This window comes from Streptomyces sp. NPDC005303 (assembly GCF_040607335.1).
Taxonomy (GTDB): Bacteria; Actinomycetota; Actinomycetes; order Streptomycetales; family Streptomycetaceae; genus Streptomyces.
Window position 1 is genome coordinate 126,063 of sequence record NZ_JBEXGM010000018.1, and the last position, 22,195, is coordinate 148,257.

General features: G+C 70.4%; 19 protein-coding genes and 1 riboswitch. Of the genes, 15 read left to right on the forward strand and 4 right to left on the reverse strand.

The annotated features are described in order from the left end of the window. Positions 1-28: 28 nt before the first annotated feature. Positions 29-1,285, forward strand: coding sequence for an Ig-like domain-containing protein (locus ABZT93_RS24515; protein ID WP_356108055.1), 1,257 nt, complete (start codon positions 29-31; stop codon positions 1,283-1,285). Between the two features lie 96 nt (positions 1,286-1,381). On the opposite strand, the gene ABZT93_RS24520 is transcribed toward ABZT93_RS24515, so the two are convergent. Next, positions 1,382-1,783, reverse strand: a complete 402-nt coding sequence (locus tag ABZT93_RS24520; protein ID WP_356108057.1) for a hypothetical protein — start codon at positions 1,781-1,783, stop codon at positions 1,382-1,384. Positions 1,784-1,928: 145 nt separating this feature from the next. Between ABZT93_RS24520 and ABZT93_RS24525 the strand changes: the two genes are divergently transcribed. The 7 genes from ABZT93_RS24525 (at position 1,929) to ABZT93_RS24555 (ending at position 11,357) form a co-directional block, all read left to right on the forward strand. Next, on the forward strand, positions 1,929-2,549 hold the full coding sequence (locus ABZT93_RS24525) for a heme-copper oxidase subunit III (protein WP_007381483.1): 621 nt from the start codon (positions 1,929-1,931) through the stop codon (positions 2,547-2,549). Positions 2,550-2,609: 60 nt separating this feature from the next. Beyond that, the gene (locus ABZT93_RS24530) at positions 2,610-3,419 is read left to right on the forward strand and encodes a c-type cytochrome (RefSeq protein WP_356108060.1); all 810 of its coding nucleotides are present in this window, start codon (positions 2,610-2,612) and stop codon (positions 3,417-3,419) included. Continuing rightward, entirely contained in the window at positions 3,416-4,471 is a 1,056-nt protein-coding gene (locus tag ABZT93_RS24535; RefSeq protein ID WP_356108063.1) for a Rieske 2Fe-2S domain-containing protein, read from the forward strand. The genes ABZT93_RS24530 and ABZT93_RS24535 overlap by 4 nt, the downstream gene beginning before the upstream one ends. Further along, the gene (locus ABZT93_RS24540; protein ID WP_356108067.1) at positions 4,468-6,105 is read left to right on the forward strand and encodes a cytochrome bc complex cytochrome b subunit; all 1,638 of its coding nucleotides are present in this window, start codon (positions 4,468-4,470) and stop codon (positions 6,103-6,105) included. The genes ABZT93_RS24535 and ABZT93_RS24540 overlap by 4 nt, the downstream gene beginning before the upstream one ends. A gap of 302 nt (positions 6,106-6,407) precedes the next feature. Beyond that, on the forward strand, positions 6,408-7,472 hold the full coding sequence (gene trpD / locus ABZT93_RS24545) for an anthranilate phosphoribosyltransferase (protein ID WP_356108069.1): 1,065 nt from the start codon (positions 6,408-6,410) through the stop codon (positions 7,470-7,472). 72 nt (positions 7,473-7,544) lie between these two features. Continuing rightward, positions 7,545-7,661: riboswitch (SAM riboswitch) on the forward strand. A gap of 124 nt (positions 7,662-7,785) precedes the next feature. Then, positions 7,786-9,147 carry an aminotransferase class V-fold PLP-dependent enzyme gene (locus ABZT93_RS24550; protein ID WP_356108072.1) on the forward strand — a complete coding sequence of 454 codons (1,362 nt, stop codon included), beginning with the start codon at positions 7,786-7,788 and terminating at the stop codon, positions 9,145-9,147. A gap of 68 nt (positions 9,148-9,215) precedes the next feature. Continuing rightward, complete coding sequence (locus ABZT93_RS24555; protein ID WP_356108075.1) at positions 9,216-11,357, forward strand: serine/threonine-protein kinase; 2,142 nt, start codon at positions 9,216-9,218, stop codon at positions 11,355-11,357. 13 nt (positions 11,358-11,370) lie between these two features. Here the strand turns inward: ABZT93_RS24555 and ABZT93_RS24560 are convergent, their stop codons facing one another. After that, on the reverse strand, positions 11,371-11,652 hold the full coding sequence (locus tag ABZT93_RS24560; RefSeq protein ID WP_020137395.1) for an Lrp/AsnC ligand binding domain-containing protein: 282 nt from the start codon (positions 11,650-11,652) through the stop codon (positions 11,371-11,373). A gap of 42 nt (positions 11,653-11,694) precedes the next feature. Continuing rightward, a complete protein-coding gene (locus ABZT93_RS24565) occupies positions 11,695-12,453 on the reverse strand; it encodes a rhomboid family intramembrane serine protease (protein ID WP_356108078.1) in 759 nt (252 codons plus the stop codon). A 171-nt stretch (positions 12,454-12,624) separates the two neighbouring features. Here ABZT93_RS24565 and ABZT93_RS24570 point away from each other — a divergent pair, with 171 nt between their 5' ends. From ABZT93_RS24570 to ABZT93_RS24590, 5 genes are all read left to right on the forward strand, one after another. After that, on the forward strand, positions 12,625-12,864 hold the full coding sequence (locus ABZT93_RS24570) for a hypothetical protein (protein ID WP_046261230.1): 240 nt from the start codon (positions 12,625-12,627) through the stop codon (positions 12,862-12,864). Positions 12,865-12,899: 35 nt separating this feature from the next. Next, on the forward strand, positions 12,900-14,243 hold the full coding sequence (locus tag ABZT93_RS24575; RefSeq protein WP_356108081.1) for an NYN domain-containing protein: 1,344 nt from the start codon (positions 12,900-12,902) through the stop codon (positions 14,241-14,243). Between the two features lie 210 nt (positions 14,244-14,453). Then, positions 14,454-15,488: an NlpC/P60 family protein gene (locus tag ABZT93_RS24580; RefSeq protein ID WP_356108083.1), complete on the forward strand. Its 1,035-nt coding sequence runs from the start codon at positions 14,454-14,456 to the stop codon at positions 15,486-15,488. A gap of 239 nt (positions 15,489-15,727) precedes the next feature. After that, on the forward strand, positions 15,728-16,744 hold the full coding sequence (locus tag ABZT93_RS24585) for an NlpC/P60 family protein (RefSeq protein WP_356108085.1): 1,017 nt from the start codon (positions 15,728-15,730) through the stop codon (positions 16,742-16,744). Between the two features lie 33 nt (positions 16,745-16,777). Further along, complete coding sequence (locus ABZT93_RS24590) at positions 16,778-17,971, forward strand: hypothetical protein (protein ID WP_356108088.1); 1,194 nt, start codon at positions 16,778-16,780, stop codon at positions 17,969-17,971. A 48-nt stretch (positions 17,972-18,019) separates the two neighbouring features. Here ABZT93_RS24590 and ABZT93_RS24595 read toward each other — a convergent pair whose 3' ends face one another. Beyond that, entirely contained in the window at positions 18,020-19,261 is a 1,242-nt protein-coding gene (locus tag ABZT93_RS24595) for a glycosyltransferase 87 family protein (RefSeq protein ID WP_356108091.1), read from the reverse strand. Positions 19,262-19,381: 120 nt separating this feature from the next. Between ABZT93_RS24595 and ABZT93_RS24600 the strand changes: the two genes are divergently transcribed. Together ABZT93_RS24600 and ABZT93_RS24605 are read left to right on the forward strand one after the other, a co-directional pair. Further along, the gene (locus tag ABZT93_RS24600) at positions 19,382-20,524 is read left to right on the forward strand and encodes a glycosyltransferase family 4 protein (protein ID WP_356108094.1); all 1,143 of its coding nucleotides are present in this window, start codon (positions 19,382-19,384) and stop codon (positions 20,522-20,524) included. A gap of 83 nt (positions 20,525-20,607) precedes the next feature. Then, positions 20,608-22,188 carry a GMC oxidoreductase gene (locus ABZT93_RS24605; protein WP_356108145.1) on the forward strand — a complete coding sequence of 527 codons (1,581 nt, stop codon included), beginning with the start codon at positions 20,608-20,610 and terminating at the stop codon, positions 22,186-22,188. Positions 22,189-22,195 lie beyond the last annotated feature (7 nt).

The following is a 22,195-nucleotide window of genomic DNA, read 5'->3' on the forward strand; positions in this document are numbered from 1 at the left end:
TCTTGACGGGGCTTCCTAGCGTGAAGTCATGAACCACGCACCGCGTACCCGCATCGTCGTGAGCTGCACGCTGCTGGTGATCGCCCTCGGCGCGAGCGCCGCCGCCTGCGGGTCCGACGGGAACCCGCTGGCGCAGGCGCCGTACGACGCGGCGGACCAGGTCGCCTTCAACGCGCCCACGGGCGACGGCAAGAAGGCCGACCCGGACAAGCCGCTCGAGGTCACCACCGACGACGACCGCATCACCGACGTCACGGCCACGGACGCCACGGGCCGCCATGTGGCGGGCGAACTCTCCGCCGACGGCACCCGCTGGCACAGCACCTCCCCGCTGGCCGCAAACGCCCACTACACGGTCCGGGTGAGCACCGAGGACGACGACGGGGCGCCCGGCCGCAAGGTCCTCGACTTCGACACCAGCAAGCCTCTCGGCAAGAAGCGCCTGAACGTCACCTTCGGCCCCAAGTCGGGCACGTACGGTGTCGGCCAGCCCGTCACCGCCAAGCTGGACCGTCCCGTCAAGGACAAGGCCCAGCGGGCTGTCGTCGAGCGGGCCCTCAGGGTCGACTCCACGCCTGCCGTGCCGGGCGCCTGGCACTGGGTGGACGACAAGGAACTCCACTACCGGCCCAAGGAGTACTGGCCCGCCCACGCCACGATCCAGGTCCGCAGCGACCTGGAGGGCATCAAGATCGGCGACCGGCTCTGGGGCGGCAAGGGCAAGTCCCTGAAACTGACCACCGGCGACCGCATCATCGCCGTGACGGACGCCTCGGCACACTCGATGAAGGTCTACAAGAACGACGAGGTCATCAACGAGCTCCCGGTCACCACCGGCAAGCCCGGCTTCGAGACCCGCAACGGCGTCAAGGTCGTGCTGGGCAAGGAGTACTTCGTACGTATGCGCGGCACCAGCATCGGGATCGCCGAGGGCTCCTCGGAGTCGTACGACCTCCCGGTCTACTACGCCACCCGCGTCACCTGGAGCGGCGAGTACGTGCACGCCGCCCCCTGGTCGGTCGGCTCCCAGGGCTACGCCAACGTCAGCCACGGCTGCACCGGCATGAGCACGTCCAACGCCGAGTGGTTCTTCGACACCGTCCACGAGGGCGACGTGGTCCAGGTCGTCAACTCGGAGGGCCGCACCATGGAGCCCTTCGGCAACGGCTTCGGCGACTGGAACCTGGACTGGAAGAAGTGGCGCGACGGCAGCGCCCTGGTGGCGGGAACCCCGGACGCCCCGAGCGCGGCGGAGCAGGCCAGGCTGAGGCCGGAGAGCGTCTAGAGGAGGCTCAGGGGCAGCGCCCCTTTAGGGGCGCGGGGAACTGCGCGACAAGCCACGACGGGCCCGCAGACGCCATTGACTCCGCACCCCGAGCTCTCAGGCGCTCAGAGCCTTCTTCTCCCGCAGCAGAGAAGCCAGCGCCGCCGCGAACTCCACCGGATCCACCGGATGCGTCACCGCGGCCTCGGCCCGGCTCCACGTGGCCAGCCACGCGTCCTGCGGCCGCCCGATCAGCAGCAGCACCGGCGGGCACTGGAACACCTCGTCCTTGATCTGCCGGCACAGGCCCATGCCGCCCATCGGCACGGCCTCCCCGTCCAGCACACAGACGTCGATGCCGCCCTTGTCCAGCTCCTTCAGCACCGCGGCGGGCGTGGCGCACTCCAGGAACTCGACCAACGGGACGTCCGGAGCAGGTCGCCGGCCGGAGGCGAGCCGTACCTGCTCGCGGGTGTTGGAATCGTCGCTGTAGACCAGCACCGTGGCGGTCGGCTGCATTGTTCCTCCGTGACGTCAGCGTCGTAAGGACAGGCCCGTTGGGCCGGATGCTACTCCCTTGAACACCACGTCAACACCGGTACGGAACAGGGAGACACTCCGAACGGCACCCCCCGGGGTGAGGGCGGGATAAGCGACCGACATAATGTCGGTCGTGGCGACAGCAACGACAGAGACAACCGGGCACGCGCACCCGTCGGTCAACCGACCGAACCTCACCAGCGTCGGAACCATCATCTGGCTGAGTTCCGAGCTGATGTTCTTCGCGGCCCTCTTCGCGATGTACTTCACCCTGCGATCGGTGACGGGTCCCGACCACTGGAAGGAAATGGCGTCCAGCCTGAACTTCCCGTTCTCGGCGACGAACACCACGATCCTGGTGCTCTCCTCCCTCACCTGCCAGCTCGGCGTCTTCGCAGCCGAGCGCGGTGATGTGAAGAAGCTCCGGGGCTGGTTCATCATCACCTTCATCATGGGCGCGATCTTCATCGGCGGTCAGATCTACGAGTACACGGAGCTGGTGAAGAAGGACGGGCTCTCGCTCTCCTCCGATCCGTACGGCTCGGTGTTCTACCTGACCACCGGCTTCCACGGCATGCACGTGACGGGCGGCCTCATCGCGTTCCTGTTCGTTCTCGGGCGTACCTACGCGGCCAAGAGGTTCACCCACGAACAGGCGACCGCGGCCATCGTCGTGTCCTACTACTGGCACTTCGTCGACGTCGTCTGGATCGGCCTCTTCGCCACGATCTACATGATCAAGTAGCCGGGCCCGCTCCCGACATCGCAAGCATCGACGCAGAAGATCCTGACACCGGGGTAATCCGTGAAAAAGCTCTCCGCACGACGACGCCACCCGCTGGCGGCGCTCGTCGTCCTACTCCTCGCGCTGGCATGCACCGGGGGGCTGTACGCCGTGTTCGCACCCGCGGACAAGGCGAAGGCAGATGAAACCGCCCAGTCCCTGGCCATCGACGAGGGCAAGAAGCTCTTCGCCGTAGGCTGCGCCAGCTGCCACGGCACCGGCGGTCAGGGATCCTCCGACGGTCCGAGCCTCGTGGGCGTGGGCGCCGCGGCCGTCGACTTCCAGGTCGGCACCGGCCGTATGCCGGCCCAGCAGCCGGGCGCGCAGGTTCCGCGCAAGAAGGTCATCTACACGCAGGCCGAGATCGACCAGCTGGCCGCGTACATCTCCTCGCTGGGCTCCGGTCCGAGCATCCCGACCGAGGCGCAGTACGGCCCCGACGGTGCCGACATCGCCAAGGGCGGTGAGCTCTTCCGTGACAACTGCACCCAGTGCCACAACTTCACCGGCAAGGGTGGTGCGCTGACGCACGGCAAGTTCGCGCCGAGCCTCGAGGGTGTCTCCCCGAAGCACATCTACGAGGCCATGCAGACCGGCCCGCAGAACATGCCGTCGTTCCCCGACACCACGCTGTCGGAGCAGAATAAGAAGGACATCATCGCGTACCTGAACGCGGTCAACGGCGACGACACCGTGAGCCCCGGCGGCCTTGAGCTGGGCGGTCTCGGCCCGGTCTCCGAAGGCCTGTTCGCCTGGATCTTCGGCCTCGGCGCGCTGATCGCGGTCGCCGTCTGGGTCGCCGCTCGGACCGCAAAGGCCAAGAAGTCATGAGTAGCCAAGACATTCCAGAAGAGAACCTGCCCGCTGAGCAGGACGCGCACGGCGCGGTAGGCGTCGCGGACGAGAAGAACCCGTTCGCGGACCCCGGTCTCCCGCCCCACGAGCACCGGGTGCAGGACATCGACGAGCGGGCCGCCAGGCGGTCCGAGCGCACGGTGGCCATGCTGTTCACGGTGTCGATGCTGGCCACCGTCGGGTTCATCGCCTCGTACGTGGGCATCCCCCACGACAAGTCGATCTACGTCTTCCCGATCGGGCACATCAACGCCCTGAACTTCGCGCTGGGCCTGACCCTCGGTCTCGCCCTCTTCTCGATCGGCGCGGGCGCGGTCCACTGGGCCCGCACCCTGATGTCCGACGAGGAGATCGCCGACGAGCGTCACCCGATCGAGGCGTCCCCCGAGGTCCGCGCGAAGGTCCACGCGGACTTCAAGCAGGGTGCCAAGGAGTCGGCGCTCGGCCGTCGCAAGCTGATCCGCAACACGATGTTCGGCGCGCTGGCCCTGTTCCCGCTCTCCGGCGTCATGCTGCTGCGCGACCTGGGCCCGCTGCCCGGCACCAAGCTCCGCCACACGATGTGGCGCAAGGGCCTCCAGCTCGTCAACATGAACACCAACGAGCCGCTGCGCCCCTCCGACGTCCAGGTCGGCTCGCTGACCTTCGCCAAGCCCGAGGGCCTGGAGGAGCACGACGAGGAGTTCCAGACCGAGATCGCCAAGGCCGCCCTGATGATCGTCCGCATCCAGCCGGACAACATCAAGGACAAGCGCGAGCTCGAGTGGTCGTACGAGGGAATCGTCGCGTACTCGAAGATCTGCACCCACGTCGGTTGCCCGATCTCCCTGTACGAGCAGCAGACGCACCACGTGCTCTGCCCCTGCCACCAGTCCACCTTCGACCTCTCCGACGGTGCCCGGGTGATCTTCGGCCCCGCCGGTCACGCCCTGCCGCAGCTGCGCATCGGCGTGAACGACCAGGGTTACCTCGAAGCGCTCGGCGACTTCGAGGAGCCCGTCGGTCCTGCATTCTGGGAGCGCGGATGAGTACTACAGAGTCCTCCGAGTCCCGCGCACGCGGGAAGGCGCCGGCCGGCGAGCGCGTCGCCGACTGGGCCGACGGACGGCTGGGGATCTACTCCCTGGCCAAGTCCAACATGCGCAAGATCTTCCCCGACCACTGGTCGTTCATGTTGGGTGAGGTCTGCCTCTACAGCTTCATCATCATCATCCTCACGGGTGTGTATCTGACGCTGTTCTTCCACCCGTCGATGAACGAGGTGGAGTACCACGGCAGCTACGTCCCGCTGCAGGGACAGCTGATGTCCGAGGCGTTCAACTCGACCATGCACATCTCCTTCGATGTGCGCGGTGGTCTGCTGATCCGGCAGATCCACCACTGGGCGGCGCTGATCTTCCTCGCCGGCATGTTCGTGCACATGATGCGTGTGTTCTTCACGGGCGCGTTCCGCAAGCCGCGTGAGGTCAACTGGCTGTTCGGCTTCCTGCTGTTCGTCCTCGGCATGTTCACCGGCTTCACCGGTTACTCGCTCCCGGACGACCTGCTCTCCGGCACCGGTGTCCGCTTCATGGAGGGCGCGATCCTGTCCGTGCCGATCGTCGGCACGTACCTGTCGTTCTTCCTGTTCGGCGGAGAGTTCCCGGGCGGCGACTTCGTGGCCCGCTTCTACTCGATCCACGTGCTGCTGCTGCCGGGCATCATGCTCGGCCTGGTCGTCGGCCACCTGATCCTGGTCTTCTACCACAAGCACACGCAGTTCGCGGGCCCCGGCAAGACGAACAACAACGTCGTCGGCATGCCGCTGCTGCCGGTCTACATGGCCAAGGCCGGAGGCTTCTTCTTCCTGGTCTTCGGTGTCATCGCGGCCATCGCGGCGATCGCCTCGATCAACCCGATCTGGTCGATGGGCCCCTACCGTCCCGACCAGGTGTCCACGGGCGCCCAGCCGGACTGGTACATGGGCTTCTCCGAGGGCCTGATCCGTGTCATGCCGGGCTGGGAGATCAACTTCTGGGGCCACACGCTCGTCCTGGGTGTGTTCATCCCGCTGGTGATCTTCCCGCTGGTCCTGGTCGCGATCGCGGTGTACCCGTTCATCGAGTCCTGGGTCACCGGCGACAAGCGCGAGCACCACATCCTGGACCGGCCGCGCAACGCTCCGACGCGGACCGCGTTCGGTGTCGCGTGGATCACCTGGTACATGGTGCTGCTGATCGGTGGTGGAAACGACCTCTGGGCCACCCACTTCCACCTGTCGATCAACGCCATCACCTGGTTCGTGCGGGTCGCGTTCTTCGTCGCCCCGGTCCTGGCGTTCGTCGCCACCAAGCGGATCTGCCTCGGCCTCCAGCGCCGCGACAAGGACAAGGTGCTGCACGGTCGCGAGTCCGGCATCATCAAGCGCCTGCCGCACGGTGAGTTCATCGAGGTGCACGAGCCGCTCAGCCAGGAGCAGCTGCACACGCTCACGGCGCACGAGCAGTACGAGCCGGCCGCGATCGGTGCCACGGTCGACGAGAACGGCGTCGAGCGCAAGGTGAAGAGCTCCGAGAAGCTGCGCGCCAAGCTGAGCGAGGCGTACTACGGCGAGGAGTCCCAGATCCCCAAGCCGACCGTCGAGGAGTACAAGGAGATCACGAGCGGCCACGGCCACCACTGATCGCTGCTTGTCGCTGCGCTCGCCACGGCGCGGTTGAAAGGACCCCGTCCGAATCTCGGACGGGGTCCTTTGCCGTGCGGGTGCGGGTGCGGGTGCGGGTGCGGTTCGGTGGGGGCGGGCGTTTTGCGCAGTTCCTCGCGCCCCTGGATGCCTGCGGCGCAGCCGCGGCCTCGGTGGGGGCTTGTGCACCGCGTGGCTGCGGGCTGGGACGGGTCCCGTCCGAACGCCGGACGGGGCCCTGTGTCGTGCCGCGGGCTGGATAGGGTGTGGGCACACTTTTCTTCGACATCTGGAGCGGCCCCATGAGCGCTGTGACCCCCGCTGGAGGCGACACCGCGGCGGGCCGTTCCTGGCCCGAGGTGCTGAACGGTCTGCTGTCCGGGCGGGACCAGGAGGCCGACGCCACGTTCTGGGCGCTGGACCGGATCATGCGCGGTGAGGCGACCGACGCCCAGATCGCCGGGTTCGTGGTGGCGCTGCGGGCCAAGGGCGAGACCGTCGAGGAGATCACCGGTCTCGTCCGCGCGATGTACGAGCACGCGAACGTCATCGAGGTGTCGGGCCCGACCGTCGACATCGTCGGCACCGGCGGCGACGGCGCGAAGACCGTGAACATCTCCACGATGTCCTCGATCGTCATCGCCGGCACCGGCGCCAAGGTCGTCAAGCACGGCAACCGGGCCGCCTCCTCGGCCTCCGGCGCCTCCGACGTCCTGGAGAAGCTCGGCGTCAACCTGGAGCTGACCCCGCAGCGGGTGGCCGAGGTCGCCGAGGAGGCCGGGATCACCTTCTGCTTCGCCATCAAGTTCCACCCGGCGCTGCGTCATGTGGGCGCCGCCCGCAGCCAGTTGGGCATCCGCACGGTGTTCAACGTCCTCGGTCCGCTGACCAACCCGGCCCGGGTGCGAGCCCAGGCGGTCGGCGTGGCCGATCCCCGTATGGCACCGATCGTCGCCGGCGTCTTCGCCGAGCGCGGCAACTCCTCCCTCGTCTTCCGCGGCGACGACGGCCTCGACGAGCTGACGACCACGTCGACCTCCCGCGTCTGGACCGTCCGCGACGGCAAGGTCACCGAGGAGAGCTTCGACCCCCGGGACGTCGGCATCGAGCTCGTCCCGGTGGAGGCCCTGCGCGGCGGTGACCCCTCGTACAACGCCGAGGTCGCGCGGCGGCTGCTGGACGGCGAGAGGGGCCCGGTGCGGGACGCCGTACTCCTGAACTCGGCGGCCGCCCTGGTCGCCCTGAATCCCGGCACCGGGACGCTGGCCGAGCAGCTGCGAGACCGGATGGACAAGGCCGCGGAGTCGATCGACTCGGGGGCGGCGAAACGCGTCCTGGCCCGCTGGGTGGCCGCGAGCAACGCCTAGCAGCCGGTCGCGGTCCCGTAGTTCGGACACGAGTTGCGGGACCGCGATCACTTCACGTACGTTCCTGTACCAGGTCATGAGTGACAGTCATGAGGCCCCGGCCGACTGTCCGGCAACCCTCCGTCCGTGGCGGGGTGCCCCGGGTGAGGACCAGGCCGTAGGCAGCGAGGTCTACGGCAAGCGCGGGCCCCTCTCGAAACCAGGGGTCCTGGTCGTCGAGGGAGTCTTCCGTGAGCAAGCGAATGCGATAGGGCGCCGAGCCCCGCCTCCGCATACCCATCTCACCTTTCACTTTTTTCACGGGAGCCCCGCCATGTCCGTCTCCACCGCTGCCTCCGTCCAGACCCTTTGTGCCCAGCTGCCCGTTCTGGGCAGGAATGTCACCGTCCCGCTCGTCACCGGCGGCGAGGTCACCTACGCGGCGCTCGACTACGCGGCCAGCGCACCGGCCCTCCAGCGGGTCTGGGACGACGTGGCGGCGTACGCCCCCTACTACGGCAGCGTGCACCGCGGGGCCGGCTACCTCTCGCAGCTGTCCACCGACCTGTTCGAGAGCGCCCGCAGGACCGTCACCGAGTTCCTCGACTGCCGCGACGACGACCAGCTCATCTTCACCCGCTCCACCACCGACTCGCTCAACCTCCTCGCCGCGGCGCTCCCCGCCGACTGCCAGGTCTACGTCTTCGAGACCGAACACCACGCGAGCCTGCTGCCCTGGCAGGACGCCCGGGTCAGCTACCTCGACGCCCCGCGCACCCCGAGCCAGGCCGTGGAGACCCTGAAGAAGGCCCTCGCCGACCGCGACTCCGACGCTCCGGCCCTGGTCTGCGTCACCGGCGCCTCCAACGTCACCGGCGAGCTGTGGCCGGTCCGCGAGCTGGCCGCCGCCGCCCATGCGCACGGCGCCCGGATCGTCCTCGACGCCGCCCAGCTCGCCCCGCACCACCCGGTGAGCGTCCGTGACCTCGACGTCGACTGGGTCGCCTTCTCCGGCCACAAGCTGTACGCCCCCTTCGGCTCCGGCGTCCTGGCCGGCCGCGCCGACTGGCTGCGGGCCGCCGACCCCTACCTCGCGGGCGGCGGCGCCAGCCGCAAGGTCACCCGGCGCGAGGACGGGGGAGTGGACGTGGAGTGGCACGAGAGCGCCGCCCGCCACGAGGCCGGCTCCCCGAACGTCATCGGCGCCTACTCCATCGCGTCGGCCTGCAAGGCGCTGACGGAAGCCGGTTTCGACAGCCTGGTCGCCCGCGAGCAGTACCTGATCGAGAAGGTCCGCCAGGGTCTCGCCGACGTCCCCGAGGTCCGCGTCCTGTCCCTCTTCGGTGACGACGCCCCCCGGGTCGGCGTGATCTCCTTCGTCGTCGAGGGCTGGAACAGCTCCCACTTCGCCGCCGCACTCTCCGCCGAGTACGGCATCGGCGTCCGCGACGGCCTGTTCTGCGCCCACCCCCTCGTCCGCACCCTCCTCGGCAGCGACCCGCAGTCCCAGGGCGAGTGCGGTGCCCCCGAGGCCGCGCCCGGCGAGAAGTCCCTCAACGCGATCCGGGTGAGCTTCGGCGCGGGCACGCCGGACGAGCACGTGGAGCGGTTCGTGAAGGCCGTGAAGGAACTGGTCACGGACGGTGCGAAGTGGACGTACCGCACCGAGGACGGGCGCTGCGTCCCGGCCGTCTGACGTACGGACGTCCGGCGCGCGTATACGCTCCCCCTCAGCAGCCGTACGGAATGCAGGGGGAGCACGGGGTGCAGGAGCTGCGCGAGACGGACCCGCGGACCATCGGGCCCTACGAGGTCCTGGGCAGACTCGGGGCCGGCGGCATGGGCGAGGTGTACCTCGCCGAGGCGCGCGGCGGGCTGCGCCTCGCCGTGAAGGTCGTACGGACCGAGCACGCCGGGGACCGTACGTTCCGCGCCCGGTTCCGGCACGAGGTGCGGGCCGCGCAGACCGTCGGCGGGGCGGGCACGTACACCGCGCGGGTCGTGGACGCGGACACCGAGGCCGCGCGGCCCTGGATGGCCACCGAGTTCGTGCAGGGTCCCAACCTGCGGGACGCGGTGCTCGACCGGGGGCCGCTGCCCGCGGACGCCGTACGACTGCTCGCGGCCGCGCTCGCCGAGGCGCTGGCCGCGATCCACGCCAAGGGCCTGGTCCACCGCGACCTCAAGCCCTCCAACATCCTGCTCGCGCCGGACGGCCCCAGGGTCATCGACTTCGGGATCGTCCGGGCCCTGGAGGGCACCGCCCTGACCCGGACCGGCGTGGTCGTCGGATCGGTCGGCTACCTGTCGCCCGAGCAGATCCGCAACGGCGCCCAGGTGGTGCCGGCCAGTGACGTCTTCTCCCTGGGCGCGGTCCTCGCCTACGCCTCGGGCGGCAAGGAACCCTTCGGCGAGGGACAGGATTCGGTCGTTCTGCTGCGGATCCTGACCGGTGACGTGGACCTGTCCGCCGTACCGGAGGAGCGGCTGCCGCTGGTGGAGTCGTGCCTGCGGGACGACCCCGGCGCGCGGCCGACGCCCGCCGAACTGGTCGCGGCAGCGGGACACACCGCGGAGTCGCTTCGCGAGGGGCTGCGGCCCGGGTGGTACGCGCCAGGGGCCGCGCAAGAGCCCGAGGCCGCCCGGAGCGGCGCGCTCTGGGTTCCCGGGCACGACTCGGGGGAGCGGGGCAGCCGGGTCGAGTACGTGGCACCCGTGACCGTCACGGACGTCCCCGCGGTCACCGATGCGACCCCGGTCCCGGTCCGGCCCTCCCGGCGCCGGCTGCTGCGGGCCGTGGCGGGCGGTGCCGGGGTCGTGGCGGCCGGAGGCGCGGGCGGGTGGCTGTGGCTGCGGGACTCGCCGGGCGGAACGGCGCAGGCCGGGGCGGGGTCCCCGACGGGCACCCCCGCGACGGGCTGGCAGTTCAAGGTCCAGGGGCTCGGCGGGCGGCGCGGCCCCTGCGCGGCCGTCTCGCCCGACGGCACGCGCGTGTACGTCGGCGGCACGGACGGCGCGCTGCACGCGCTGGACCTGGACGGGCGGCTCGTGTGGCGGACCCCGCTCGGCGCCGAGGTGATGTCCCCGCTCGCGACCGCCGACGGCGTGTACTGCCTGCTGGAGGACGGCCAGGAGGGCGCCTCCAAGCTGTGCGCGCTCGGCCGGCGCGGCAAGGTCCGCTGGACCAGGTCGTTCGCCGCGAACAGTCAGTTCCCGGTCGCCGCGGGCGGACTGATCCTGGTGTCCTACGGTGACGGCTCGGACGCGGGCGGGGTGCGGGCCTACGCCCCCGACGGCAGCGTGCGCTGGGCCACCCCGACCGGACCGGCGCCCACCGGTGAGCCCATGGTGGCGGACGGCGTGGTGTACGTCGGCACCTTCGGGGACCAGGTCCAGGCCCTGGACGCGAAGACCGGCAAGCGGCTCTGGGCGACGGCGGCGGGCCTCGACACCGGGCGCCCCGCGCTGGTCGGGGACACCCTGATGGTCGGTTCGGGCGGCGAGCGGATGCTGCACGGCATCGGCCGCAAGGGCAAGCCGCTGTGGCACTCGACCAACGACAAGGTGTACGGCGGCCGCTACTTCACCTGCGTGCCCTTCGGCGGTCTGGGCGTCACCGCCTCCGACTACGAACTGGTCGCCCTGGACCCCGCGGACGGATCGACCGTGTGGTCCTTCCGGTTCACCGACGAGGGAAACCAGTACAGCGACCCCACGGTCTTCGGCGACACCGTCTACGTGCGCCACGGCTCGACGCTCTACGGCATCGACCGCAAGGGGAAGCAGACCTGGCACCGGCGCGTCGAGGGCGGCGCGTCCATCGGCACCCAGAGTCCGGTCGTCCGGGACGGCCGCGTGTACGCCGCGAACGCCGACGGCATCACGGTGCTGGCGCTCGACTCCTAGCCCTCGGGGCCGCTCAGCTGTCGAGGCCGATCGCGAACGCGGCCTCCAGGTCGTGCTGGGAGTAGGTGCGGAAGGCCACGTGGGTGTCCGTCGCCTCGACGCCCGGGATCTTGCTGATGCTGCCGGGGATGACCTCGGCGAGGTCCTCGTGCTGCTTGACCCGGACCATGGCGATCAGGTCGTACGTGCCCGTGACCGAGAAGACCTCGCTCACGGACTCCAGCGCGGCGATCCGCTCCGCGATCTCGGGGATCCGGTCCACGCTGGTCTTGATGAGGACGATCGCGGTGATCACGGCTGGTTCTCTCCCTCGGAGGCCGGTGGCGGGGCTCTCACCCTACTCGCGGTCCAGCCGGCCTGGTTTTTCTGCCGCGGGTCCGGGGGCCGGCCCCCGGGAAGACACAGCAGTCGTACGGCCGAAACGCACCCAGGCGAAGACCAGGCCCAGGCCGAAGCCCACCAGGTGGGCCAGATAGGCCACGCCGGGGCCGTCGGAGGCCCGGCCCGCCGCGAGCCATTGCAGCGCCGCCCAGAACGGCAGGACGACCCAGGCGGGGAAGCGCAGCGGCAGGAAGAAGAGGAACGGCAGGAGACTGGTCACCCGGGCCCCGGGGAACAGGAACAGAAACGCGCCGAGGACCGCCGAGATCGCCCCTGAGGCGCCGACCAGGGACTGCTCGGAGCCGGCGTTGGCGGCCGCGTAGCCCAGCAGGGCGAGGTAGCCGCAGCCGACGTAGAAGAGGAGGAACTGCAGTCGGCCCATCCGTTCCTCGGTCATCACCCCGAAGACGTACAGGAAGAGCATGTTGCCCAGCAGGTGCACCCAGCTGCCGTGCACGAACAGTGCGGTGGCCGGGGTGAGGGCGGCACCCGGCGAGCCCTCGAACAGTTCGGCGGGGACCACGCCCCAGCGGTGGAAGTAGGCCCGCTGGGCGGCCAGGGCCGCGTTCCCGGAGCCGTAGGCCGGATCGAGACCCGAGGCGGGGCCGATCACGAAGACCAGAGAGCACAGGGCGATCAGACCGTAGGTGACCGGAGCCGGCCCCCACAGCGCCCTGTCTGCTCCACCGTGTGTCACCCTCCAGTTGCGGATCATGAACACAGAGCATGACGTAACGGGACGCAACCGAACAGAGTGCCTCGCCGCCGGACAGGTCCCGTGGACGCCCGAGCGGCGAGTACCCGCCAGGCCGTAGGGTTACGAGCCACACGCACCGGGACGCCGGTGTGTCACTGACAATGGCTAGTAGGAAAGAGCACAGCCACGATGACGGTTCCCCTCCCGACCGCCTCGACGCGGTGGCGCTGCACCCTCTGCGGCAACCTCACGCGCTTCGACGTGACCCGCTCGTCGAAGGTCGTCGAGTACGTCCACCTCGATCTGGCCGGAGAGCCGAAGGTCGAGGAGCGCGAGGTGGTCAGTGAGAGCATCGAGTCGGTGCGGTGCCGCTGGTGCAATGCCGTGGACCAGGTGGAACTCGTGGACAGGCCGGGCGCCGGTTCCTGACCGGGCCGGCCCCGCACAGTGATGGGGTGTGACGGATGGTGGAGACACAAGGCGGGGAGCCGGGCGACGGCGCCGCCGAGGTGCTCGACCGTCCGCTGCCCGACGGTGTGCGGCGCAGGGTCGTGCACATCGTCTCCGAGGGCTTCGGCGGGCTGACCGTCGGTGAACTGCCCGCACAGCTCAGGCAGTACGCGCGCTTCGCGCCCAACCGGCGGGCCAAGTTCGCGGGCAACGCGATGGCGGCGGCGCTGGAGACCGATCCGCTGTTCCGCCAGCGCATCGGGGAGAAGTTCAGAGAGGTCCAGCCGGAGCTGGCCGGCGCGCTCGACTCCGGCGCCCCGCCCCCGGCCGCGGACCCGCTCGACGTGGCGGCCGCGGCCTATGTCCTGCGTCCCACGGGCTGGGTCAAGCTGGTCACCGCGGCCGGCGAGGAGGCCCTGCGGGCGGACGCCGAGCGGGCCGACGAGGAGAGCCGCGCCGAGTTGGAGCGGCTGCGCGAGGAGCTCACGGCCGCCCGCGACCAGACGCGCGCCGAGACCGAGCGGCTGCGCACCGAGCTGGAGTCGGCCAAGAAGGAAGCCGAATCGCTTCACCGGAAGCTGCGCGCGGCACTCAGTGACGTCAAGCGCGGTGAGGCGGCCCTGCGCAAGCTGCAGGCCGAGATGGAGTCCGTACGCACCGAGGGTCAGACCCAGGTGTCCGCCGCCGAGAGCGAGTCCCGGCGCCTGAAGGCGCGCCTCGGGGAGGCGGAGGCTGCTCTGGAGGCCACGCGCAGAGCGGCACGGGAGGGGCGCAGTGTCGAGGACATGCGCGTGCGTCTGCTTCTGGACACCGTTCTGGACGCGGCCCAGGGACTGCGCCGGGAACTGGCCCTGCCGCCGGTCTCCGTGCGGCCCGCCGAGACGGTGGACGCGGTCGAGCCGGGCCGCATGACCCCGAAGGACATCGCCGCGCGGGCGCTGTCCGAGAACGACCCCGCGATCCTGGACCAGCTCCTCGCCCTGCCCCAGGCGCACTTGGTGGTCGACGGCTACAACGTCACCAAGACCGGCTATCCCCAGATGCCGCTGGAGAAGCAGCGCCTCAGGCTCCTCGGGCAGCTCTCCCAGCTCGCCGCGCAGACCGGGGCGGAGGTGACCTGCGTCTTCGACGGGGCCGAACTCGCCGCGCCGGTGCTGCTCGCGCCGCCCCGCGGGGTGCGGGTGCTCTTCTCGAAGGCGGGCGTCACCGCCGACGAGTTGATCCGTCAGCTGGTGCGCGCCGAGCCGCCCGGACGGCCGGTGATCGTCGCCTCGACCGACCGTGAGGTCGCCGACGGCATCGCCAAGGCGGGGGCGCGACCGGTCGCTTCTGCGGTGCTACTGAAGCGGCTGTCCTAAACATCGAAGTTAGCGGTTTAACGCCCGAATTGGCCGTATCGTCACGCAACGTAGCGTCAAGCGCGTCTCACTGCACGTGAGTTGTGTGTAAAGAATGCATGGCGTGACGAGATTTTGCTCCTGAGGATTTGAACTGATCACGGGAAGGTCACTAAGGTCTGGGCTCGAACCTCCGAGCGGGTGATCACTCAAAAGAAGGAGTTCACCTCCGTGGCGTCCCACCGTCGACCCAAGCAGCCGAGCCGTACGCGCGTGACCGTGCTCACGACCGCAGCCGCTGCCGCCGTGGCCCTCAGTGCCAATGCCGCCAACGCCGCGCCGAGCGAGAAGCCGAGCAAGGACGAGGTCAAGGCGAAGGTCGACGCCCTCTACGAGCAGGCCGAGCAGGCCACCGAGAAGCTCAACGGCGCCAAGGAGAAGCAGGAGAAGCTCCAGAAGGAGATCTCCACCATCCAGGACAACGTGGCCCGCGGCCAGGACGACCTGAACGAACTCCGTGACTCCATAGGCATGGCGGCCGCCGCGCAGTACCGCACCGGCTCCATCGACTCCTCGCTCCAGCTCTTCCTGTCGTCGAACCCGGACGACTACCTGGACAAGGCGTCCACCGCGGACCAGCTCAGCTCCCAGCAGGTCGAGGCGCTGAAGAAGATCCAGGAGAAGCAGCGCGAGCTGGCCCAGGACCGTGCCGAGGCCACCGAGAAGCTCCAGGACCTCGCGAGCACCCGCACCGAACTGGCCAAGCAGAAGAAGGCCGTTCAGGGCAAGCTCGCCGAGGCGCAGAAGCTCCTCAACTCGCTGACGGCCGCCGAGAAGGCAGCGCTCGCCGCCGCCGACGCCCGCGCCAGCCGCTCCGCCAGCGAGCGCGTGGACCTCGGTGACGCCCCCGCGTCCTCCGCCCGGGCCCAGGCGGCCTTCAACGCCGCCCAGACCCAGCTCGGCAAGCCGTACGTCTACGGCGCCACCGGCACCGCCTCCTACGACTGCTCGGGCCTGACCTCCTGGGCCTACGCCCAGGCCGGCATCACCATCCCGCGCACCTCGCAGGCCCAGGCCAACGCCGGCACGCGCATCTACAGCATGAGCGACCTCAAGGTCGGCGACCTGGTGATCTTCTACGGCGACCTGCACCACGTCGCCCTGTACGCGGGCAACGGCCAGGTCATCCACGCCCCGCGCACCGGCACGGTCGTGCGCTACGAGTCGATCAACAACATGCCGTTCCAGTTCGGCGTGCGGATCTGAGCCTCCTCACCTGAGCCCCGTTCCCGCTCAAGATCGCGACGACTTGCCGCCCGTTCGGGCGAATCGCGACAACCACAACTGACCGCCCGCCCCGCCCATGACCTGCGTCATAGGCGGGGCGTGACGTTGTGTGCCCGCGGAGGTCGTTGGATACGCCCCTGCCGCGGGGCTACTGTCGGCCGCGTTTCCCCCTCGTCGGGGAACGTCCCAGTCCGCCAGTGGAAGGAGCGCGGCTTCCCGTGGGGTCCCATCGCCGCCTTGTCCAGACGTCCGGGTTCAACCGGGGCGCCGGTGCCGCCCTGTGCGTGCTGTCCGCGGCGGCCGCCGCGCTCGGCGCCGTACCGGCCGTCGCCGCCCCGTCCGCCGACACCAAGGCCGAGGTGGACCGCCTCTACGAGCAGGCCGAGCGGGCCACCGAGGCCTACAACAAGGCCGACGCCCGCGCCGACTCGCTGCGCGAGGAGGTCCGCACCGCACAGGACACGATCGCCCGGCAGCAGGAGCGCATCAACTCCAAGCGGGAGAAGCTCGGTTCACTGGCCGGCGCGCAGTACCGCTCCGGCGGCCTCGACCCGTCCCTGGCGCTGCTGTTCTCCGACGACCCGGACGACTACCTCGACAAGGCGGCCGTCCTGGACCGCATCAACGCCCACCAGGCGGGCGAGCTCAGGGACCTCCAGGACGCCATGCGCGAACTCGCCCAGGAGCGCAGCGAGGCGGCCCGGCAGCTCGACGAACTGGAGAGGAGCCGCAAGGCCGTCGCCTCCCACAAGCGGACCGTCGAGAAGAAGCTCGCCAGAGCGCGCGCGCTGCTCAACTCCCTGCCGTACGACGAGCGCGCCGCCTACGACCGGGCCTCCCGCTCCGGTCGCTCGGAGATGCCCGACCTCTCGGGTGCCGAGGCGCCCTCGGGCCGGGCGGCCGCCGCCGTGGCCGCCGTGCAGTCCGCGATCGGCAAGCCGTACGTGTGGGGCGCCAACGGGCCCGGCGGCTTCGACTGTTCGGGCCTGATGCAGTGGTCGTACGCCCAGGCCGGCGTCTCCCTCCCGCGCACCTCGCAGGCCCAGCGCTACGCCGGCCGCCAGGTACCGCTCTCCCAGGCGCGGCCCGGCGATCTGGTCACCTACCGGGGTGACGCCAGCCACGTCGGCATGTACGTCGGCAACGGCCAGGTCGTGCACGCCCCGTACCCCGGCGCCCCGGTGCGCTACGACCCGGTGGACATGATGCCGGGGGCGACGGTCACACGCCCCTGACCGACGGCGGCGATACCCGTACGATCGGGAGACATGGCTGGTCGAAGGCGGGCGTCGAAACACGGTGTCGTGGTGCTGTGCCTGCTGCTCGCCTCGCTGGTGGCCTGCGGCGGCAGGCCGACGGCCACCGGCACCGCCGAGGCCGACGTGCAGCACGTCCTCGACCGGCGGGCGGCTGCCGTCCTCGACCGCGACAAGGCGGCGATGGCCGAGACGGGCACCGCGAGCTGGTTCGACAACGTCAGCGCGGTGCCGCTCGCCTCCTGGTCCTACAAGGTCACGGCCGTGCACCGCACCGGCGCCACGGCCACCGCCGACGCCGAACTCCGCTACCAGGTCCGGGGATACGACCAGGCCCCCGCCACCGTCGCCCGCACCCTGGACCTCTCCCTGGACGCGGCCGACCAGTGGTACGTCGTCGGTGAGAAGCCCGCCGGCAAGGCCTCGCAGCTGCTCTGGGACCAGGGCAAGGTGGCCGTCGTCCGCGGCAGGCACAGCATCGTCCTCGGTGTCGGCCAGTCCGGCGAGCGGCTGCACTCCTTCGCGGACCTGGCCGACCACGCCGTGCCCGCCGTGTCGGACGCCTGGGGCACCAGGTGGTCCCGGCACGTCGTCGTGCTCGTACCGAAGTCCCTGGAGGGGATGGCGGGCCTGCTCGGCTCGCCGGCCTCCTGGTACCGCGGGATCGCGGCCGTCACCACCGGCGAGACCGGAGCCCCGGCGCAGGCCCCCGCGGACCGGATCATCGTCAACCCCGACGCGTACGGCCTGCTCGGCACCGTGGGCAGACAGGTCGTGCTCACCCACGAGACCACCCATGTCGCCACCCGCGCCGACACCACCGCCGCGACGCCGTTGTGGCTGTCGGAGGGGTACGCCGACTGGGTCGGCTACCGGGACACCGGGCGCACCCCGGCCGAGGCCGCGCCGGAACTCGGGGAGGCCGTCTCCGCGGGCCGGATGCCGGCCGCCCTGCCGACCGACGCGGATTTCGGCTTCGACGGCAGCACGTCCGGGCTCGCGGTGTCCTACGAGAGCGGCTGGATGGCCTGCCGGATGATCGCGGACCGGTGGGGCGAGGCGAAGCTGGGCGAGTTCTACCGAGCCGTGGGCACGCACAAGAAGCGTCCGGGGGCGGTGGAGGAGGCCATGGCGCAGGTCCTGGACACCGACCTGAAGACCTTCACCACCGACTGGCAGGAGTACCTGCGGAGTCAGCTCGGCTGATCCGACACGACGGCGTGCTGTTCCCGCACTGCGGGCGGATGCCCGGGTTCAGGAGGAGGGCGAGGGCTCGCGGGCCGGGGTGGTGGACTGGTCCGGGGCCGGGGTCGGTGGGGTCCGGTTCGGGACCGTCGAACGCCACAGCTCGCGCATCCCGGTGATCGTGGCCAGGACCAGCAGGCCGTTGCGCACGAGGAGGAGGGTGATGCCGAGGGGGGTGCTGCCCACGACGTCCGCGAACCGGATCGGGAACTCCAGGACCGTCACGAAGCACGCCGTCAGCACCAGGACGGCCGTGAGGCCCATCCGGCTCGCGCGAAAGCACAGACAGGCCGCCGCGAGGCCGACCAGCCACACCATGTACTGCGGGCTGATCACCCGGCTGGTGGTGGTGAACATCAGCACCGCCACCAGCGCCGCGTCGGCCGCCGTGTGCGCCTCGAACCGGGTGGCCGTCAGCCGCCACAGCAGCAGCAGTCCGAAGGCCATGCCGGTCAGCGTGAGCGCGGCCGTGCTGACGGCGGTCACCCCGGGGCCGAGGAACTCGACCGAGCCGTAGTTGAGCATGACGGAGCCGTCCCAGCCGTGGTGGCGGGCGATGTGGAAGACCAGCGAGCCCAGCGACTCCACCTCGGTGCCCCGCTCCCGCTGGAAGGTCAGGAAGGCGAAGGCCCCGGGCATCGCCGACGAGAAAAGCCCGGCGACCACCACGACCGTCACCGCCGCCGAGGCCCACACGCTGCGTCTGCGGATGCCGACCAGGATCAGCGCCGGCCACACCTTCAGCAGCGCCCCGAAGCCCACCAGGGCCCCCGCCACCTTCGGATGCCGGGCGGCCGCGAGCACCGCCGCGACCGCCACCGCGGTCACCATCACGTCGTAGCGGGAGTAGACGGTCGGGCCGAGCAGAGGTACGCCCGCCACCCACACCCAGGCCCCCCGCAGCCGCCGCCCGTCACGCAGACCCGCGTACAGCAGCAGGAGCAGGGCGGCCAGGTCGGCGGCGAAGGCCATGAGGAAGAAGGCCTGCGTGTACTCCAGGAACGGCAGCAGCGCGGGGGAGAGGATCGCGAGGGCCGCGGCGGGCGGGTACTGCCAGGTCACGTCGGACTGAGGGAACGTTCCGGTGCGCAGGACGTCGTACCAGCCCTGGTAGATGACCGACACGTCACTCGTGACGTCCGGGCCCGGGAAGACGTACACCTTGAAGACCCACAGCAGGAGCAGGAGCCTGGTCACGCCCCAGGTCAGCAGCAGTCCGGTCAGAGACCACCGCACGGCCCTCGTCTCCACGTGATCCCCTGCCGTTCTCTTGCGCCCTTGAGGGGAACATGATGTCCCGCTCTCCTGTGAGGGTGCCATAAACGTGACCGCGCCCGGCTGTGAGCAGCCGGTTCGGTAGGGTCTGCCGCGATGCACAAGACCCTGATCGTGACGAACGACTTCCCGCCCCGCCCCGGTGGCATCCAGGCGTTCCTGCACAACATGGCGCTGCGGCTCGACCCGGAGCGCCTGGTCGTCTACGCCTCCACCTGGAAGCGCGGCCGGGAGGGTGCCGAGGCCACCGCCGCCTTCGACGCCGAGCAGCCCTTCACCGTCGTACGGGACTCCACCACCATGCTGCTGCCGACCCCCGGGGCCACCCGGAAGGCCGTCGGGCTGCTGCGCGAGCACGGCTGTACGTCGGTGTGGTTCGGGGCGGCCGCGCCGCTCGGCCTGATGGCGCCGGCGCTGCGGAGGGCGGGCGCCGGGCGGCTGGTGGCGACGACCCACGGGCACGAGGCGGGGTGGGCCCAACTGCCCGCCGCACGGCAGCTGTTGGGTCGTATCGGGGAGTCGACGGACACCATCACCTACCTCGGCGAGTACACGCGATCGCGGATCGCCGGTGCACTGAGCCCGCAGGCCGCCGCACGGATGGTGCAGCTGCCGCCGGGGGTCGACGAGAAGACCTTCCATCCCGGGTCGGGCGGCGACGCCGTGCGGGCGCGGCTGGGACTGACGGACCGGCCGGTGGTCGTGTGCGTCTCGCGGCTGGTGCCGCGCAAGGGGCAGGACACCCTCATCCTCGCCATGCCGCGGATCCTGGCCGAGGAGCCCGACGCCGTGCTGCTGATCGTGGGCGGCGGGCCCTACGGGAAGGAGCTGCGCAGGCTCGCCCAGGAGACCGGGGTCGCCGGGTCCGTCCGCTTCACCGGGGCCGTGCCCTGGGCCGAGCTGCCCGCGCACTACGGCGCCGGGGACGTCTTCGCGATGCCGTGCCGGACCCGCCGGGGCGGGCTCGACGTGGAGGGGCTGGGGATCGTCTACCTGGAGGCCTCCGCGACCGGGCTGCCCGTCGTCGCCGGGGACTCGGGCGGCGCTCCCGACGCCGTGCTCGACGGCGAGACCGGCTGGGTGGTGCGGGGCGGCTCCCCCGAGGAGGCCGCCGAACGGATCACCGTCCTCCTCGGCGACGCGGAACTGCGGAGGCGCATGGGGGAGCGGGGACGTGAGTGGGTCGAGGAGAAGTGGCGCTGGGACTTGTTGGCGGAGAAGTTGAAGACGTTGCTCTAGCCGGAGGCCGATAATCCGCCGATGCTGCGCGCATGACAGTAAAACTGATGCAGCGTCAGCTGACTAGACGTCAGATCCTTGGTATGGCCGCCCTCCAGACGGCGGCCACTCTCGGCTTCACGCGTGTCGGGCTCCAGTCGGCCCACGCGGACGAGCCCGCCGCGGTCGAGTCCGCGCCCGCCATCGTCGTCGGCTCCGGCTACGGCGCCTCCGTCGCCGCCCTCCGCCTCGGCCAGGCCGGCATCCGCACCCTCGTCCTCGAGATGGGCCGGCTCTGGAACACCGCCGGCCCCGACGGCAAGGTCTTCTGCAACACCGCCAACCCCGACCAGCGCTCCATGTGGTTCCGCACCCGCACCGAGGCCCCGCTGGCCACCTTCCTGTGGCTGGACGTCGTCAACAAGGACGTCAGCCCCTACCCCGGCGTCCTGGACCGGGTGCACTTCGCCAACATGTCCGTCTTCGTGGGCCGCGGGGTCGGCGGCGGCTCCCTGGTCAACGGGTCGATGGCGGTCACCCCGCTCCAGTCCTACTTCGCCGAGCAGTTCCCGACCGTCGACACCGCGGAGATGTACGGCACGTACTTCCCGCGCGCCCGCGCCATGCTCGGCGTCAACACCGTCGACCCGGCCTGGTTCGAGTCGACCGAGTGGTACCGGTTCACCCGGGTCTCCCGGAAGCACGCCCAGAACACCGGCCTCAAGACCACCTTCGTGCCCAGCGTCTACGACTTCGGCTACATGCAGCGCGAGGCCGCGGGCACCGCCACCAAGTCCGCCCTCGGCCAGGAGGTCATCTACGGCAACAACTTCGGCAAGAAGAGCCTCGACAAGACGTATCTGGCGTCCGCGCTCGGCACCGGCAACGTCACCATCCACACCATGGAGAAGGTCACCGGGATCAGCCGGGCGAGCGACGGCAGTTGGGTGCTGAGCGCCGACCGCATCGACTACACCGGCGCGGTCGTCGAGACCAAGCAGTACGGCTGCACCTATCTGTTCCTCGGCGGCGGCAGCCTCGGCACGAGCGAACTCCTGCTCCGGTCACGGCAGTCGGGCACCCTCCCGGCGCTGGACGCGAGCGTCGGGGCGGGCTGGGGGCCCAACGGCAACACGATGCTCGGCCGGGCCAACCACCTGTGGGACACCGTCGGGGCCAACCAGTCGACCATGCCGGTCATGGGCATCGACGACTGGGCCAACGCCGACAACCCCGTCTTCGCCGAGATCGCGCCTTTACCCACGGGACTGGAGCACTGGGTGAGCCTGTACCTGGCGATCACCAAGAACCCGCAGCGCGCCAGGTTCTCGTACGGCAGCGGGGGGCTGGGGCTCGACTGGAGCGCGGCCCAGAGCGCGGTCTCCTCCGGCATGGCCAAGAAGCTCTTCGACCGGATCAACTCCGCCAACTCGACCATCTACCGGTACGACCTCTTCGGCTCCGGCAACAAGGTCTTCGCCGACGACTTCACCTACCACCCGCTCGGCGGCTGCGTGTTGGGCAGGGCAACCGACAACTACGGCCGGGTGAAGGGCTATTCGAGGCTGTACGTCACCGACGGCTCGCTGATCCCCGGCAACATCGGGGTGAATCCGTTCGTCACCATCACCGCGCTCGCCGAACGCACGATGGCGCGGGTCCTCGTGGAGGACACCGCGCCATGACGTACCG